Genomic DNA, 14,745 nt, shown 5'->3' on the forward strand with positions numbered 1-14,745 from the left:
GTCTTCCCCATGGGTTCCCCTCCGCCGTCTCCGTGCCTGCGTGCCGTCCGCGTCCGCCGCTGCTCATGCGTGGCTCACCCGTCCGCTGGCCGGGCGTTCCCGGATCAGGCGGAGCAGCGTGGGCACGACCGTCTCGGGACCGGGGGCCGCCGCGGCCTCCTCGGCGCCGACCGCGTCGGCGAGCATGCCCGTGTTCATCTCGCCCGGATCCACCCACCAGACCGCGACCCGGGGCTCCTCGACGGCCAGCACGTTGGAGATCTGGTCCAGCGCGGCCTTGGTCGCGCCGTACCCGCCCCAGCCCTCGTAGGCCTCCACGGCCGCGTCGGAGGAGATGTTGACGACCGCGCCGCCCCGCTCCCGCAGGCTGGGGACGACCGCCTGGATCAGTGCCAGCGGGGCCAGCACGTTGGTGCCGAACAGGTCCGCCAGGACGTCCAGCGGGTAGGAGGCCAGCGGCGGCAGCGGTGTCACGCCCAGCCCGGAGGCGTTGTTGACCAGCAGATCCAGGCCGCCGTGGTCCTGTACGGCCTGCGCCAGCCGTTCCTGGTGCACCCGGTCGGACACGTCCCCGGCGAGAGCGAGGGCGCCGAGTTCGTCCGCGACGGGTTTGAGCGCGTCCACGCCGCGCGCGGTGAGGATGAGCCGCCAGCCGTCACCGGCCAGGGCACGGGCCAGCGCCAGGCCCAGCCCGCGGGAGGCGCCGGTGATGAGTGCCGTCTTCGTCGCTGTTCTCGTCATGGTTATGACGCTAGGAAGCCGGAGCCCGCCGTACATCGGCCGTGGGACCGGTCACGCCCGGGTCCATGGGCCTAGGACCCATGACGGATCCCTGACGCGGTCCGGAGGGCGGCCCGGTTGCCTAGAGTTTTCCTGTGAGTTCCGAAAGCCCGGTACGTTCCGCGGGCCCGGCGGGTTCAGACAGTCTGGAGGACGGGGACCGCGACGCCGTCCTCCAGGCGGTGAGCTCCGCCGTGCTCGCGGTGACCCGGCACCTGTCGGTGCGCGAGGTGCTCCAGGTGATCGTCCGCTCGGCGCAGTGTCTCCTGGACGCGCGTTACGCGGCCCTGGGGGTGCCCGACGAGGACGGGGCGTTCGCCGAGTTCGTCGCCGAGGGCATCTCCGACGAGGAATGGGCGGCCATCGGCCCGACGCCCCGCCAGCACGGGATGCTGGGGGCGATGTTGCGCGAGGGCGCGCCGGTCCGGCTGCCCGACATCCGCCGCGACCCCCGGTTCGAGTACTGGCCGCGCGCCCACCCGGTGCTGAAGGACTTCCTCGGGGTGCCGATCCGCGACGGCGACCGGGTGCTCGGCATCATCTTCCTGTCCAACAAGCGGGTTCCGGGCGGGTTCACCGAAGCCGACCAGCGGCTGCTGACCATGTTCGCCGCGCACGCCGCGATCGCCCTCACCAACGCCCGCCTCTACGAGAGCGGCCGGGAGCTCGCTCTGGTGGAGGAGCGCACCCGGATGGCGCGGGAACTGCACGACGCGGTGACCCAGAAGCTGTTCTCCCTGCGGCTCACCGCCCAGGCGGCGGCCTCACTGGTCACCCGTGACCCGGAACGGGCGCTGGGGGAGCTGGAGCGGGTCGAGCGGCTGGCCGGTGAGGCCCTCGCCGAGCTCCGGGCGGTCATCGTGGAGCTGCGCCCGGCGGAGCTCGACCGCCACGGTCTGGCCGAGACGCTCCGCAAGCACGTCCGCCTGCTCGACCGGCTCCACCCGGCGTCGTTCACGTTCGAGGAGCGGCCGGTCTGCGTGCTCGACCCGGCGATCGAGGTGGCGGTGCTGCGGGTGGCGCAGGAGGCGCTGCACAACGCCTCCCGGCACTCGGCGGCGGAGACGGTGACGGTACGGCTCGGCTGCGAGGACGGCCTGGTCGTCCTGGAGGTGCTGGACGACGGGACCGGTTTCGACGTGTCCGCGGCCTCCGGGCGCGGGCTGGGCATCGCCTCGATGAGCGACCGGGCGCAGTCGCTGGGCGGGAGCGTGCGGGTGACCTCGGAGCCGGGACGCGGCACGCTGGTGCGGATGGAGGTCCCGGCGTGACCCGGGGCGGACGGGACCGACGGGCCGTGGAGAGGAGGACGGCGGGATGATCCGGGTGCTGATCGCCGACGACCACCCGGTCGTCAGGCAGGGGCTGCGCACCTTCCTGGACCTGCAGGAGGACCTCGACGTGGTGGGGGAGGCGGGTGACGGAGCCGAGGCGGTGGACTTGGTGGAGTCGCTCTCCCCGGACGTGCTCCTGCTCGATCTGAAGATGCCGGTCCTCGACGGCCTCGGCACGCTGGTACGGCTCGCCGAACGGGGCCTGAGGCCGCGCGTGCTGGTGCTGACCTCGGTCGGTGACCGCGGTGACGTGGCCCCGGCCATACGGGCCGGAGCGGCGGGGTTCCTCTACAAGGACGTCGAGCCCACGGCGCTCGTCCAGGCCGTCCGCGCGGTCCACGGCGGGCAGGTGCTGCTGGCCCCCGAGGCCGCGGAGGCCATGCTGGCCGGTGCCGGTGCCGGTGCCGGTGCCGGTGCCGGTGCCGGTGCCGGTGACGCCCGTCCGGGCGGGGCCGCTCCCGTGCCGTCCCGGCCCGAGCCGGTGGCGCCGCTGACCGAGCGCGAGCGCGAGGTGCTCATCCTGATCGCCTCCGGCCGCTCCAACCGGGAGATCGCCCGGGACCTGGCGGTGGCGGAGAAGACGGTCAAGACCCACGTCTCCAACGTCCTGATGAAACTGGGGGTGCAGGACAGGACCCAGGCCGCGTTGTACGCCGTACGGCACGGCCTGGCCTGAGGTCTCCGGGCCTGGACCGGCACTCCCTAGACGAGTTCGGTGATGGCGTGGTGGGCGGCCACGCGCGCACGCCGTACCGCGCGGTCGAGATCGCGCAGGGCCTGGCTCCGGACGGAGACCTGGGCCGAGGTGAGGCCCCGGTCGTCGGCGAGGCGGAGGACGGCGGACAGGCGGGCGGCCAGGGCGGCGACCCGGTGGGCGCGGGCGGGATAGCCGGGGGCGAGGCCGTCGTCGTCGCGTCGCGTCAGCCGGTGGCCCTGGGCCGGTCCCTCCACGCCGAGCAGGGCGTCGGTGGCCGTGTGCATCGCGAGAGTCAGGGCACGCTCGGCCTCGGGCAGGGAGGGCACGTCGGGAGCGGCGGCGGAGGCCTCGAACGTGCTCCAGCGCACCCCGTCGTAGGACGATCCGCGAAGGTCGCGCTCCGGGACCAGCCCGACGCATCTGCCGGGAAGGACGGCGATCGTCGCCTGCCCGGCCTCGATGGCCGCGCTGTTGAAAGAGGGCGGTCCGGTGAGGCCGAGGGGATCGCCCGGGACGGGGAGGGCCAGGCGCAGTGAGGACATGCCCTCGATGCGCAGGTCCGCGAGGAAGGCGCGGAGGGGGACGTCGCCGTCACCGGCGCCGACGAGCTGCGGGCCGGCCTGCCGTTCCACCCGGTCGGCGGCCTCGTCGAGACCGGCCTGCCCGGTGAGCCAGGCGTTGCCCCAGCAGACCAGTGTGGCCGCGATGGGTGAATCAGGGTGCACCGGTCCACGATATGTCCTCATCCTGCAATAGGTTTTGATCGAGCTACTCTCAAGGAGGCATGGCGGAATGGGCGGTCAGGTGCTTCGGCTACAGGACGTCACCGTCCGCAGAGACGGGGCGGCCCTGCTCCGGGACATCGACTGGACCGTTCACGAGGACGAGCGGTGGGTCGTCATCGGTCCCAACGGCGCGGGCAAGACGACGTTGCTCCAGGTCGTGGGGACCATGTTGTTCCCCACGGAGGGCGTGGCGGAGGTCCTGGGCGAGCGCATCGGCCAGACCGACGTGTTCGACCTCCGTCCCCGGATCGGGCTCGCGAGCGCGGCGCTGGCGGAGCGGGTGCCGCCGGAGGAGAAGGTGATCGACCTCGTGCTCACCGCCTCCTACGCGATCCTCGGCCGCTGGACGGAGGAGTACGACTCCCACGACGTCACCCGGGCCGTCGAGCTGATCGACCAGTTCGGCTGCGCCCACCTGATCAGGCGCCGCTTCAACACGTTGTCGGAGGGTGAACGCAAGCGGGTGCAGATCGCCAGGGCGCTCATGCCGGACCCCGAGCTGCTCCTGCTGGACGAGCCCGCGGCCGGGCTGGACCTGGGCGGCCGGGAGGACCTGGTGCGCCGACTGGCGACGTTCGCGAACGATCCGAAGGCTCCCACGATGGTGCTGGTCACCCACCACGTGGAGGAGGTGCCCGTGGGCTTCACCCACGCGCTGCTGCTCCGGCACGGCTCCGTGGTCGCCCAGGGGCCGATCGAGCATGTGATGACCGCCGACAACCTCGCCCGGACGTTCGGCATCCCGCTCACCCTGGAACGCAGTTCGGACGGGCGCTGGTACGCCCGGGCGCATCAGTTCTAAGTCGTTATGACGCGCTCACGGTAAACAAAAGTAAAACGAAATATCATCCCGGGACAAGGAACCATTTGACTCGACCACCCGGAGTGGCCATATGGGACCATCGCTCATCGCCGCCCTCATCGTGGTGGCCATCGCGGGGTTCGCGCTGGTCCGCACGGTCCGCATCGTGCCTCAGGCCACCGCGGGGATCGTGGAGAGGCTCGGGCGCTACCATCGCACGCTCCTTCCGGGGCTGAACCTGGTCGTTCCCTTCATCGACCGGATCAAGGGGACGATCGACCTGCGGGAGCAGGTCGTCTCGTTCCCGCCGCAGCCGGTCATCACCTCCGACAACCTCGTGGTCTCCATCGACACGGTCATCTACTTCCAGGTCGTCGACCCCAGGGCGGCCACCTACGAGATCGCCAACTTCCTGATCGGTGTCGAGCAGCTCACCGTGACCACGCTGCGCAACGTGGTCGGCGGCATGGACCTGGAACGCACGCTGACCTCGCGGGAGGAGATCAACACCGAGCTGCGCGGGGTCCTCGACGACGCCACCGGCAAGTGGGGCATCCGGGTCAACCGGGTCGAGCTCAAGGCGATCGACCCGCCCGCCTCCATCCAGGACTCGATGGAGAAGCAGATGCGCGCCGACCGCGACAAGCGGGCCGCCGTGCTCGCCGCCGAGGGGCAGAAGCAGGCGGCCATCCTCACGGCCGAGGGCCAGAAGCAGGCGGTGGTCCTCAAGGCGCGCGGTGACGCCGAGGCCGCGGTGCTGAAGGCCCAGGCGGAGGCGGAGGCGAAGGCGATGCGGGCCAAGGGCGAGGCCGACGCCATCGCGATGGTCTTCCGGGCCATCCACGAGGGCAAGCCCGATCAGGAGCTCCTGGCCTACCAGTACCTCAGGACGCTCCCCGAGATCGCCAGGGGCGACGCCAACAAGGTGTGGATCGTGCCCTCCGAGATGGGCCGGGCCCTGGAAGGGCTGGGCGGTCTGTTCACGAACATCACCGGTGCGGCGGGCGGCGCGGAGAGCTCCGGGGGCCCCGCCGCCAACGGCGCCGGACCCGCCGCGGGCATGTCCGGCGCCTCCGGCGAGCGGGGCGCCGCCGGACACGAGATCAGCGGAAAGGACACCCCCGCCACAGGCTGACGCGGACACCCTCCTAAGGTGCGGTGAGGGCCGTGCACCGTTCCCGGGCGCGAGCCGTACGAGCGAGGAGGGCGTGATGACGCCGTGGGAGGCGGTCGCGGTGTTCGCGGCCGGCATCGGGGCCGGGGGCATCAACGCCGTCGTCGGCTCGGGATCGCTGATCACGTTCCCCACGATGGTGGCGGTGGGGCTGCCGCCGATCGTGGCCAACGTCTCCAACAACATCGGGCTGGTGCCCGGCTCCCTGACCGGGGCGCTGGGCTACCGCGCCGAGCTGAAGGGGCAGCGTGACCGGCTGATCCGGCTGGGCCTCGGGTCGCTGCTCGGCTCCCTCATCGGCGGTGTGCTCCTGCTCTCCCTGCCCGAGCGCACCTTCACCGTGGTCGTGTCGATCCTGATCGGCCTGGCGTGCGTGCTGGTCGTCCTCCAGCCGAGACTCAGTGCGTGGGTGAGCGCCTGGCGCGAGCACCAGCACCCGCACGGCGGTCCCTGGCTCTGGCTCGGCGTCTTCGCGGGCGGGATCTACGGCGGTTACTTCGGCGCGGCCCAGGGCGTGCTGCTCATCGGGCTGCTCGGCATCTTCCTCGACGACGACCTGCAGCGGGTGAACGCCGCCAAGAACGTGCTCGCGCTGGTGGTCAACGCCGCCGCGGCGGTGCTGTTCATCCTCGCCGACGCACTGGACCTGTTCGCCGAGGCCGCGGTGGACTGGACGGCGGTGCTGCTGGTGGCGGCGGGCGCGACGATCGGCGGGTTCCTGGGCGCGAAGGTGGGCCGGAAGTTGCCCGCTCCGGTGCTGCGCGGGTTCATCGTCTGTGTCGGAATCGCCGCGATTATCAAACTGGTGTACGGATAAAACCTGCACCTTATGGGTATAAAACCGGCATGAAAGGCGACAGGGTAGAGATCGTTATCGATGCGGGAGATACCTCGCGCACGTACGAGGTCGCCGCGACCAAGGCGGGCCGCCGGGTGGAGGTCGCCAACCAGCGTGGCGGCGTGGTCGAGGTGAGCGAGGTCACCCGGAGCGGTACGCCGGTGCGTACCGCCCGGTTCATGTCCAGCCGGATTCTCGCCCTGGTGGAGCATCCCGCCGACGGTGCCTCCGACGACTGACGGTCCGTCCACGTGACCCGGTACGGCCGTGCCGTCCGGTACGGCGCCGCCGTACCGGCCTGGCCTGGCCTGGACCCGGCCCGACCTTGCCTGGGCCCGGTCCGGCCTGGATCGGGCAGGCCTGAACTGAGATCAGGCCTGGGCCGGGCGGACCTGGATGATGCCGTCGCGGCGGATGCGGGTCTCGAAGGACGGCTGCGGCGCGGTCGCGGGACCGTGGGCGACGGACCCGTCCGCCAGGCGGAAGGTGCTCCCGTGCCACGGGCACACCACGCAGGTGTCCCCGTCCTCGGAGACCAGCCGTCCCTGGTGCAGCGGCCCCGCCAGATGCGCGCAGCGGTCGGCGAGCACCGTCACCGCCTCACCCGCCCGCAGCACGAACAGGTCGATGTAGCCCAGCCGCCGGGCGACCGGGCGGCCGTCCGGCAGGTCCTTCAGCGCGCACAGGTCATGCCAGCCGAGCGGGACCAGGTGGGTGACCGACTCGGCGTGGTTGGCGCCGGCGGCCTGCCGGTAGGCCAGGTGGCCGCCCAGGTAGCCGCCCAGGCTCGCCGCCCCCAGGCCCGCGAACGCCAGCATCCGCCCGGTCCGCTCGCGGCCGGCCAGCCGCATCGCCAGCGACCCGCCGTAGAGGCCGACCGCGGTCAGGTTGGCGATCGCGTGCACGAACCCGACCCGCTGCTGCTCCCGGTGGAGGGAGGACCAGTCGGTGATCCCGGCCGCCGCCGTGGGGAGCACGCTGCCGAGCCCGGCGGTGAGCAGCGCCCGCGTCGCGCGGGGGTCGGCCTTCACCAGGTCGAGCACCGCCGTGCCCAGCAGGCAGCCCAGACTGAATGTGGCGAGCGGAGGATGGAGGGGTTTGCCGAAGGGCACCCCGTGCAGCACGTCGCGCAACCGGCCGGGGCCGATCCGCTGGCGTACCGCCTTGGCCAGTCCGCGGATCGGCTGGTCGGCTCTCGAAGATCTCTCAATCCGGCCGGGGAGATCAATCGGGGGCACCATCCGTCTGAGGCTCCGGCGCCCCGTTTTCACTGTTTCCTCCACCATCGCCCCCCTCTCAGGTTATAGGGACCTACCCGGGAACCGCGTTATGCACGCTCCAGATGTCCCCGGCTGATGGAGAGTTCAACGATCTCGGTGGCGTAGGCGCCGAGCGTCGGTGACCCCTCCTCGATGATCTTTACCTTCTCCAGCACCTGCTCGGCCGTCACCTTGTAGAGCGACCAGGTGCCGCCCTCGTTGTGGTGGTTGGCCAGAATCGGCGCGATCCGGTCGAGGGCCTTGGCGAAACGGGCCTCGGGGGTCACGCGCTCCTCGAACTCGTCCCAGAGCGCGCGCAACCGTTCGGCCTGGTCCCGGGGGAGCAGGCCGAAGATGCGGTCGGCGGCCTTGCGCTCGATGCCCAGCTGGGCCTCGACGGCCGGGGTGTCGTAGATGAACGTGTCTCCCGCGTCGATCTCGACGATGTCGTGGACGAGCAGCATCGCGACGACTCTGTCCAGGTCGATCCCCGGCGGCGCGTGCTCGGCCAGCACCATCGCCAACATGGCCACGTACCACGAGTGCTCGGCGTCGTTCTCCCGGCGGGACCCGTCCAACAGGGTGTTGCGGCGGACGATCCGTCTGAGCTTGTCGATTTCCATCGCGAAGGCGAGCTGAGCGTGCAGACGGTCCTGTTCTGGAGGGGTGGTCACCTGCGCAAGCCTAGTCCGAGCCGCGACATGTTTCCCGATCGGCCGTGCTTTCAGGCAGGCGTGAGCGTGACCGGAACCCCGTTGAACACGGCGTTCCCGGAGGGGACGTCGATCCTGGACTCGTCCGTCAGCGCGTTCACGCTGACCCCGGCGTGCTCCGCGGCGACCCGCTGGACGGTCCCGGCGTGTCCCCAGCCGTGGGGCAGGCTCACCACCCCGGGCATGATCGACTCGGTGGGCTCCAGCGGCACGGTCAGCTCTCCGGCCGCGCTGCGCACCACGGCGTGACCGTCGAGCCCGAGCCGGGCCACATCCTGCGGGTTGATCTGCAGCGTGCACCGGTTGCTCCCGCCGACCAGCGGCCCCACGTTGTGCAGCCAGCTGTTGTTGGACCGCAGGTGCCGCCGCCCGATCAGCACGATCTCCGCGGGCGGTACGGCCAGCCGCTCGCGGAGCCGTACGACATCCTCGGCCAGCTGCGGCGGGGCCAGCTCCACCCGTCCCGAGGCGGTGCACACCATCTCCGGCAGGCGGGGCTCCAGCGGGCCGAGGTCGAGCCCGTGCGGGTGCTCCCGGAGCGCGGCCAGCGACAGCCCGTAGGGGCCCAGCTTGAGCATGGCGTCCAGCCGCAGCTCCGCCCCGCTCTCCCCGTCCAGCGCGGCGCGCAGTTCGGCGACGTCCTGACCCTCGACGGGCGAGCCCGGCGTCTCGACCGCCCTGCGCAACATCTGGTCGAGGATCAGCTCGTCCAGCAGGGCGGGGTCGGCGTCCGCGCCCTGCCCGGAGGCGATCATCGCCAACCTGGCCAGGATCTCCGCCTCCGAGGGGCGTCCCGGCTCCGGCGGCAGCACCGGCGGGGAGAACCGGGCGTAGTTGCGCACGGCCACGAACAGCAGGGACAGGTCGTAGTGCGGCGAGCGCAGCACCGGGGGCGGCGGGAGGATGACGTGCGCGTGCCGGGTCGTCTCGTTGAGGTAGGGGTCGACGGAGACCATGAACTCCAGACCGGCGAAGGCCCGGTCCAGCCGGGTGCCGTTCGGCGCCGACAACACCGGGTTGCCCGCCACCGTGACCAGCGCCCTGACCTGGCCCTCGCCAGGCGTCTCGATCTCGTCGGCGAGGGTGGCCACCGGCAGCTCGCCGTTGGCCTCCGGCAGGCCGCGCACCCGGCTGTGCCAGCGTCCTGTGCGGTACGGCCTGCTCCTGCGGCCGATCTCGACGGCGGTCTTGGCGAACATGACCCCGCCGGGGCGGTCGAGGTTGCCGGTCAGAACGTTGATCACGTCCACCAGCCACTGGGCGACGGTGCCGAACTCGGCGGTGCAGGTGCCGATGCGGGCGTAGACGGCGGCCGTGGGGGCGTCGGCCAGCTCGCGCGCCAGCCGCGTGATGACGTCGGCGGGCACCCCGCAGATCTCGGCCACGGCCTTGGGGGAGAACTCCTCGGCCAGCTCGCGGATCCGCTCCAGGCCCTCGACCGCGACGCCGACCGAGGTGAGGTTCTCGGCGAAGAGGGTGTGGACGATGCCGAACAGCAGGTAGGCGTCGGTGCCGGGCCGGACGAAAACGTGTTCGTCGGCGAGGGCGGCGGTGCGCGTGCGGCGCGGGTCGACGACCACGAACCGGCCGCCGCGCCGGCGCAGGGCCTTCAGCCGGCCGGGGAAGTCGGGGGCGGTGCAGAGCGAGCCGTTGGACTCCAGCGGGTTGGCGCCGAGCATCAGCAGGTAGTCCGTACGGTCCAGGTCGGGCACCGGGATGGCGAGCGGGTCGCCGAACATCAGGCCACAGGAGACGTGTTTGGGCATCTGGTCGGCGGTGCTGGCGGAGAAGATGTTCCGGGTGCCGAGGGCCTTGATCAGCGGAGGGTTGTACAGGGCCCCGGCCATGGTGTGCGCGTTCGGGTTGCCGAGGTAGATCGCCAGGGCCTGGCGGCCGTGGGCCTCGACCACGCCGGACAGGCCGCGTTCGACGGCGCGGAAGGCCTCCTCCCAGGTGACCTCGCGCCACCGGCCGTCGCCGTCGCGGACCATCGGGGCGCGCAACCGGTCGGGGTCCTCGTCGAGGGCGCCGAGGCTGGCCCCCTTGGGGCAGATGAAACCCCTGGAGAAGGGGTCGTCGGGGTCACCCTTGACCGAGACGACGTGCCCGGTGTCGTCGAGTGTGAGCCGCAGGCCGCACACGGCCTCACAGAGGGGACAGGTCCGGTGCGCGGTTCTCATGGGCACTCCTGAGTTCGGCGAATGAACTCATCATTCCCGCTACCGGGGACGAAAGGAAGCCCCGGAGCAGGTCTCCGGGGCTTCCCCGGGCGGTCACGCCGGCCGGGGGAGGCGGCGCCTCCGCGGTTCCCCTCCGGTCTCGCGCGACCGCTTCCGAGGGGTGGTCCAACCGGTCTCGCCCCGGCCGTCCAGCGGCCGGTGGAGGACGTTGCGGCGGTTACGCGGCGACATTCCCGCTCACGCTCTCCGCGTAGACCTCCGCGTATATGCGTTCGGCCTTCTGCAGGTCGAACAGGGGATTACGGTAGTGCCGGCCCCCGAATCCGGTCTTTTTAACGGTCCAACCGAGCCGGTAGGCCCATTCGTCCTGGTCCATGCAGAGTTCTTGGTCGGCCCGGTCGATCTGGTGAAGGACCCAGATTTTGACCCTGGAGATCCCGTTGGTACCGTGAAAATGCATGGGAGGCTCCTTTCGTGGCGTCGATGCGGAGCTCTTTCGGCAACCGGGCTGGTGGCCGCCGGCCCGGTGCGTCCTTCGCCCGTTCAGGGCTTTCGCGATCACTTCGTGCGATCGTTTGTGAGATCGGATGTGTGCGACTGTGAGCCGTCGTGCGCTGCTTCCTTCTGCTCCCCCGTCTGCCTCCCGTGGTCGTCGGCGAGCCTGAGACGATCTGACGATCTCGCCTGGCAGGGCCCCTAAGCAGATAGTCCTCCCGTATGTCAAATGCCGCAATACCTTCTACGGAAATATCGGGGAAGTTGGAGTGCAATCCTTCGTGCAACTTGCATCGGAACATGCCGACGGGCCGCGGATCCAGTGACGGGAGCGACGTGAGAGGGACGAAGAATACGTGGGGCGAATGGTCCCGGAATTCGTGAAAAATCTTCATGCGAGTCCGTAACCTGCGCGGAGGCTCTCTAGACAACCGGCTGCTCCGTGAAGTCCAGGGTGCGGGAAGTCTGAGAACCGCAGAAGAAATGGCCGCAGCATTCCGTGCAACTTGCAGTGTACGATGAGCCCGAGATCCTCCGAGGAGGCTCTCGGGCAACCCTGCGGTGGTACGGCTTCACAGCGGTACGGCTTCGCATCGGTGAGGGGGGAGGACAGTGCTCGAACGCGGCAGTCCGACCGTTCGCCGGCTCAGGCTCGGTCAGGAGTTGCGCCGGCTGCGTGAACGCCGCGCCCTCAGCGGTGAAGACGTCGCGACGCGATTGAAATGGTCGGCGTCCAAGGTGAGCCGGATCGAGAATGCCAAGACGATGCCGCGCCGGAGCGACGTCGAGGCTCTCGCCGAGCTGTACGAGGTGGAGGAGACCCGGCGGCAGGAGTTACTTGATCTTCACCGGGACGCGACCCGGAGAGGATGGTGGGAGGACTACTCTGAGTCCCTGTCCCCAGAACTCATCACCTTGCTGGGGCTGGAGGCGGAGGCGACATCGGCGCTGAACTGGGAACCCCAGGTTGTGCCGGGTCTGCTCCAGACCGAAGACTACGCCCGCGAGGTCACCCGTGCCATGCAGGCCGTTATGCGGATTCCGCCGGGTGAGCTCCGTGATCTGGTCAAGGCGCGCATGGCTCGACAGGATCTCCTCAGAGGCGTGGACCCGCTCAGGCTCTGGGTGGTTCTGGACGAGTCGGTGCTGCTGCGCCGCTTCGGCGGCGCGACCGTGATGCGCGAACAGCTTGAACGCCTGATCGAGTGGTCCAGAATGCCGAACATTCGGGTGCAGGTGTTGCCGTTGAGCGGTCTGAGTCCGATCAATACTGGTTCTTTCCTGCATCTCTCGTTTCCAGAGTTCCATGACATGGTCTATCTGGAGGCGCTCCACGAATCGCGTTTCGTGGAGAACGAGAAACTGGTCTATGACTATGAGATCGCCTTCAGCCAGCTTCAGGCTGAGGCGTTCGGCGTCGACGCGTCCAGGGAGCTCATCGAAAGCGTTATAGCAGAACGTTGGAGATAGCATCCTTCCCGCACCATGGGGTGGTCGTCCCGGAGGGAACCGAAGATGCTTCCGCCGCAAAGAGAGAACGCAACATGATTGATTCCGATTTTTCGGGTGCCGTATGGAGAAAGAGCAGCCGGAGCTCGCTGGGGAACTGTGTGGAGGTCTCCCGGCTCTCCGGTGGGCAGATCGGCGTCCGGGACAGCAAGGCCCCTGAAGCCGCGGCCCTGGTTTTCACCCCGGCCGAGTGGGAGGCGTTCATCGCCGGAGTGAAGGACGGCGAGTTCGACCTGTAGCAACGGAAATCCTGTAGCAACGGAAACCCTGGAGCAGGAGACCCCGTGACAAGGGGAGCAGAGCGGCTCCCCGCTGCGCCGCCAGCGTGGGAGCCGCCGTGAGGCCACCGGGTCTCCTGCCGCCCTCGCCTCACGGGGCTGTCAGCGGCAGGCGGGGCAGACGCCCCAGTAGGTGACGTCCGCCTCGTCGACGAGGTATCCGGCGTCGGAGGCCGGGTCGAGGCAGGGCGCGTGCCCCACGGCGCAGTCGACGTCCGTGACCCGGCCGCACCGGCGGCAGACGAGATGGTGATGGTTGTCTCCCACCCGGGTCTCGTAGCGGGCGGGACTGCCCGCCGGTTCGATCCGGCGGAGCAGCCCCTTGCCGTGCAACGCGTTCAGGGAGTCGTAGACGGCCTGCAGGGAGACCTGGCCGACCCGTTGCAGTACGCCCTGGTGGATGGTCTCCACGTCGAGGTGGTCGCCTTCCCGGACGGTCTGCAGGATCGCCAGCCGGGCCGCGGTCACCCGCAGTCCGGCCCGGCGGAGCAGGTCGCCGTCTTCGGCCGCCTTCGGCTCGGGCCGCGAACGTGAATTCTTCAACTTTTAGATCTCCTCCAGCCTAGATGGACGGATTTCCCGACGGGCGAGTTGTCCCCTACACCGCACACGAGATGGCATGCTCGATAGCGATGAACACGTATACCCGCCGTCTCGGGGTGGCCTTCGCCGCCACCGCCTCCGTTCTGCTCGCCGCCGCCTGTTCGGCAGCCGAGTCCGCCAGTCCGGGGGCGGCGCCGGACGTCGCGGAGAAGCCGACCACCCCGGCCGAGCCCACCCCCACCCCCGAGCGCAGGCCGTACACCATCTCCTTCGGTGGTGACGTGCACTTCGAGGGGGTCCTCAGGACCCGCCTCAACTCGAACGCGCGCACCGCGATGGGGCCGATCGCCTCGGTGCTGCGCAAGGCCGACCTCGCCATGGTGAACCTGGAGACCGCCATCACCACCGGAGGTACCCCCGCTCCCGGCAAGCAGTACACCTTCCGGGCTCCCGCCAGCGCGCTCACCGCGCTGAAGGCGGCCGGGGTGGACGTGGCGTCCATGGCCAACAACCACGGCATGGACTACATGGAGAGCGGGCTGGCCGACTCGCTGGCCGCGATCAAGCGCGCGAAGTTCCCGATGGTGGGCGTCGGCAAGAACGAGGCCGAGGCGTACAGGCCGTGGCGGACGACCGTCAACGGCAACCGGGTGGCGATCATCGGTGCGACCCAGGTGCTCGACGCCGAGTTCATCTCCTCCTGGACGGCCTCGGGCGACAAGGGCGGGCTGGCCTCCGCCAAGAACGAGGCGCGGCTCATCCAGGAGGTGCGCAGGGCACGGCGCACCTCCGACACCGTCATCGTGCACCTGCACTGGGGCACCGAGCTGCAGAAGTGCCCGAACGAGGCGCAGCGGGGCCTGGCTCCCAAGCTGGTCGCGGCCGGGGCCGACGTGATCGTGGGCGGGCACGCGCACATCCTGCTCGGCGGCGGTTACCTGAAGAACGCCTACGTCAACTACGGCCTGGGCAACTTCGTCTTCTACAACTGGGGGCCGGAGACCGGCAGGACCGGCGTGCTCACTCTGACGATCAACGGTCGCCAGGTGCTCAAGGACCAGTGGACCCCGGCCACCATCCAGGGCGGTGTGCCGGTTCCGCTCACCGGGACCGCCCGTCAGCAGGCCGTCACGGGCTGGAAGGCGCTGCGCGGGTGCACGGGGCTGGCCGCGAAGCCGCGTCCGCTGACCGACTGACGGGGATCGGCCGGTGACGCGCGCAGTATCAGCCGGTCGGCGGTATGCGTAGTGGTGGTCGTTCGGCGGTGCGAATCGGTGGTTTCCCTCGATCGCCTGATAGCCGGGCAAATCATCTGATTGGCTCAGAGGGCCTGACCCGGAGGGAACGGGCAGGCAAGA

At 70.2% G+C, this 14,745-nt stretch carries 16 protein-coding genes; 9 read left to right on the forward strand and 7 right to left on the reverse strand.

The window, feature by feature from the left end; translation table 11 throughout:
- Positions 1–63: 63 nt before the first annotated feature.
- Complete coding sequence (locus IEZ08_RS10690; protein WP_068920710.1) at positions 64–741, reverse strand: SDR family oxidoreductase; 678 nt, start codon at positions 739–741, stop codon at positions 64–66.
- A 134-nt stretch (positions 742–875) separates the two neighbouring features.
- Between IEZ08_RS10690 and IEZ08_RS10695 the strand changes: the two genes are divergently transcribed.
- On the forward strand, positions 876–2,051 hold the full coding sequence (locus tag IEZ08_RS10695; protein ID WP_229803032.1) for a GAF domain-containing sensor histidine kinase: 1,176 nt from the start codon (positions 876–878) through the stop codon (positions 2,049–2,051).
- A gap of 46 nt (positions 2,052–2,097) precedes the next feature.
- The gene (locus IEZ08_RS10700; protein WP_189242073.1) at positions 2,098–2,790 is read left to right on the forward strand and encodes a response regulator; all 693 of its coding nucleotides are present in this window, start codon (positions 2,098–2,100) and stop codon (positions 2,788–2,790) included.
- A gap of 26 nt (positions 2,791–2,816) precedes the next feature.
- Here IEZ08_RS10700 and IEZ08_RS10705 read toward each other — a convergent pair whose 3' ends face one another.
- Positions 2,817–3,536, reverse strand: coding sequence for an Rv1486c family protein (locus IEZ08_RS10705; protein ID WP_229803033.1), 720 nt, complete (start codon positions 3,534–3,536; stop codon positions 2,817–2,819).
- A gap of 67 nt (positions 3,537–3,603) precedes the next feature.
- On the opposite strand from IEZ08_RS10705, the gene IEZ08_RS10710 reads away from it, so the two are divergent.
- The 4 genes from IEZ08_RS10710 to IEZ08_RS10725 all read left to right on the forward strand — a co-directional run bounded on the left by IEZ08_RS10710 (position 3,604) and on the right by IEZ08_RS10725 (position 6,649).
- Positions 3,604–4,398, forward strand: a complete 795-nt coding sequence (locus IEZ08_RS10710) for an ABC transporter ATP-binding protein (RefSeq protein WP_068920714.1) — start codon at positions 3,604–3,606, stop codon at positions 4,396–4,398.
- Between the two features lie 91 nt (positions 4,399–4,489).
- Positions 4,490–5,533 (forward strand): SPFH domain-containing protein, encoded by a 1,044-nt coding sequence (locus IEZ08_RS10715; protein ID WP_068920715.1) that lies wholly within the window; start codon positions 4,490–4,492, stop codon positions 5,531–5,533.
- A gap of 76 nt (positions 5,534–5,609) precedes the next feature.
- Positions 5,610–6,389 carry a sulfite exporter TauE/SafE family protein gene (locus tag IEZ08_RS10720; RefSeq protein WP_068920716.1) on the forward strand — a complete coding sequence of 260 codons (780 nt, stop codon included), beginning with the start codon at positions 5,610–5,612 and terminating at the stop codon, positions 6,387–6,389.
- 29 nt (positions 6,390–6,418) lie between these two features.
- The gene (locus IEZ08_RS10725; protein WP_068920717.1) at positions 6,419–6,649 is read left to right on the forward strand and encodes a DUF8836 family protein; all 231 of its coding nucleotides are present in this window, start codon (positions 6,419–6,421) and stop codon (positions 6,647–6,649) included.
- Between the two features lie 132 nt (positions 6,650–6,781).
- On the opposite strand, the gene IEZ08_RS10730 is transcribed toward IEZ08_RS10725, so the two are convergent.
- From IEZ08_RS10730 to IEZ08_RS10745, 4 genes are all read right to left on the reverse strand, one after another.
- A complete protein-coding gene (locus IEZ08_RS10730; protein WP_229803034.1) occupies positions 6,782–7,651 on the reverse strand; it encodes a Rieske (2Fe-2S) protein in 870 nt (289 codons plus the stop codon).
- 86 nt (positions 7,652–7,737) lie between these two features.
- The gene (locus IEZ08_RS10735; RefSeq protein WP_068920719.1) at positions 7,738–8,343 is read right to left on the reverse strand and encodes an HD domain-containing protein; all 606 of its coding nucleotides are present in this window, start codon (positions 8,341–8,343) and stop codon (positions 7,738–7,740) included.
- Positions 8,344–8,393: 50 nt separating this feature from the next.
- Positions 8,394–10,562 (reverse strand): molybdopterin-dependent oxidoreductase, encoded by a 2,169-nt coding sequence (locus tag IEZ08_RS10740; RefSeq protein ID WP_189242074.1) that lies wholly within the window; start codon positions 10,560–10,562, stop codon positions 8,394–8,396.
- 217 nt (positions 10,563–10,779) lie between these two features.
- Positions 10,780–11,022: a hypothetical protein gene (locus tag IEZ08_RS10745; RefSeq protein ID WP_068920721.1), complete on the reverse strand. Its 243-nt coding sequence runs from the start codon at positions 11,020–11,022 to the stop codon at positions 10,780–10,782.
- Between the two features lie 647 nt (positions 11,023–11,669).
- On the opposite strand from IEZ08_RS10745, the gene IEZ08_RS10750 reads away from it, so the two are divergent.
- Positions 11,670–12,527: a helix-turn-helix domain-containing protein gene (locus tag IEZ08_RS10750; RefSeq protein WP_068920722.1), complete on the forward strand. Its 858-nt coding sequence runs from the start codon at positions 11,670–11,672 to the stop codon at positions 12,525–12,527.
- Positions 12,528–12,601: 74 nt separating this feature from the next.
- The gene (locus IEZ08_RS10755) at positions 12,602–12,805 is read left to right on the forward strand and encodes a DUF397 domain-containing protein (RefSeq protein WP_068920723.1); all 204 of its coding nucleotides are present in this window, start codon (positions 12,602–12,604) and stop codon (positions 12,803–12,805) included.
- A 141-nt stretch (positions 12,806–12,946) separates the two neighbouring features.
- On the opposite strand, the gene IEZ08_RS10760 is transcribed toward IEZ08_RS10755, so the two are convergent.
- Entirely contained in the window at positions 12,947–13,387 is a 441-nt protein-coding gene (locus tag IEZ08_RS10760) for a Fur family transcriptional regulator (RefSeq protein ID WP_068920724.1), read from the reverse strand.
- 89 nt (positions 13,388–13,476) lie between these two features.
- Here IEZ08_RS10760 and IEZ08_RS10765 point away from each other — a divergent pair, with 89 nt between their 5' ends.
- Positions 13,477–14,583 (forward strand): CapA family protein, encoded by a 1,107-nt coding sequence (locus tag IEZ08_RS10765; RefSeq protein WP_068920725.1) that lies wholly within the window; start codon positions 13,477–13,479, stop codon positions 14,581–14,583.
- Positions 14,584–14,745 lie beyond the last annotated feature (162 nt).

Source organism: Planobispora rosea (genome assembly GCF_014648175.1).
GTDB lineage: Bacteria > Actinomycetota > Actinomycetes > Streptosporangiales > Streptosporangiaceae > Planobispora > Planobispora rosea.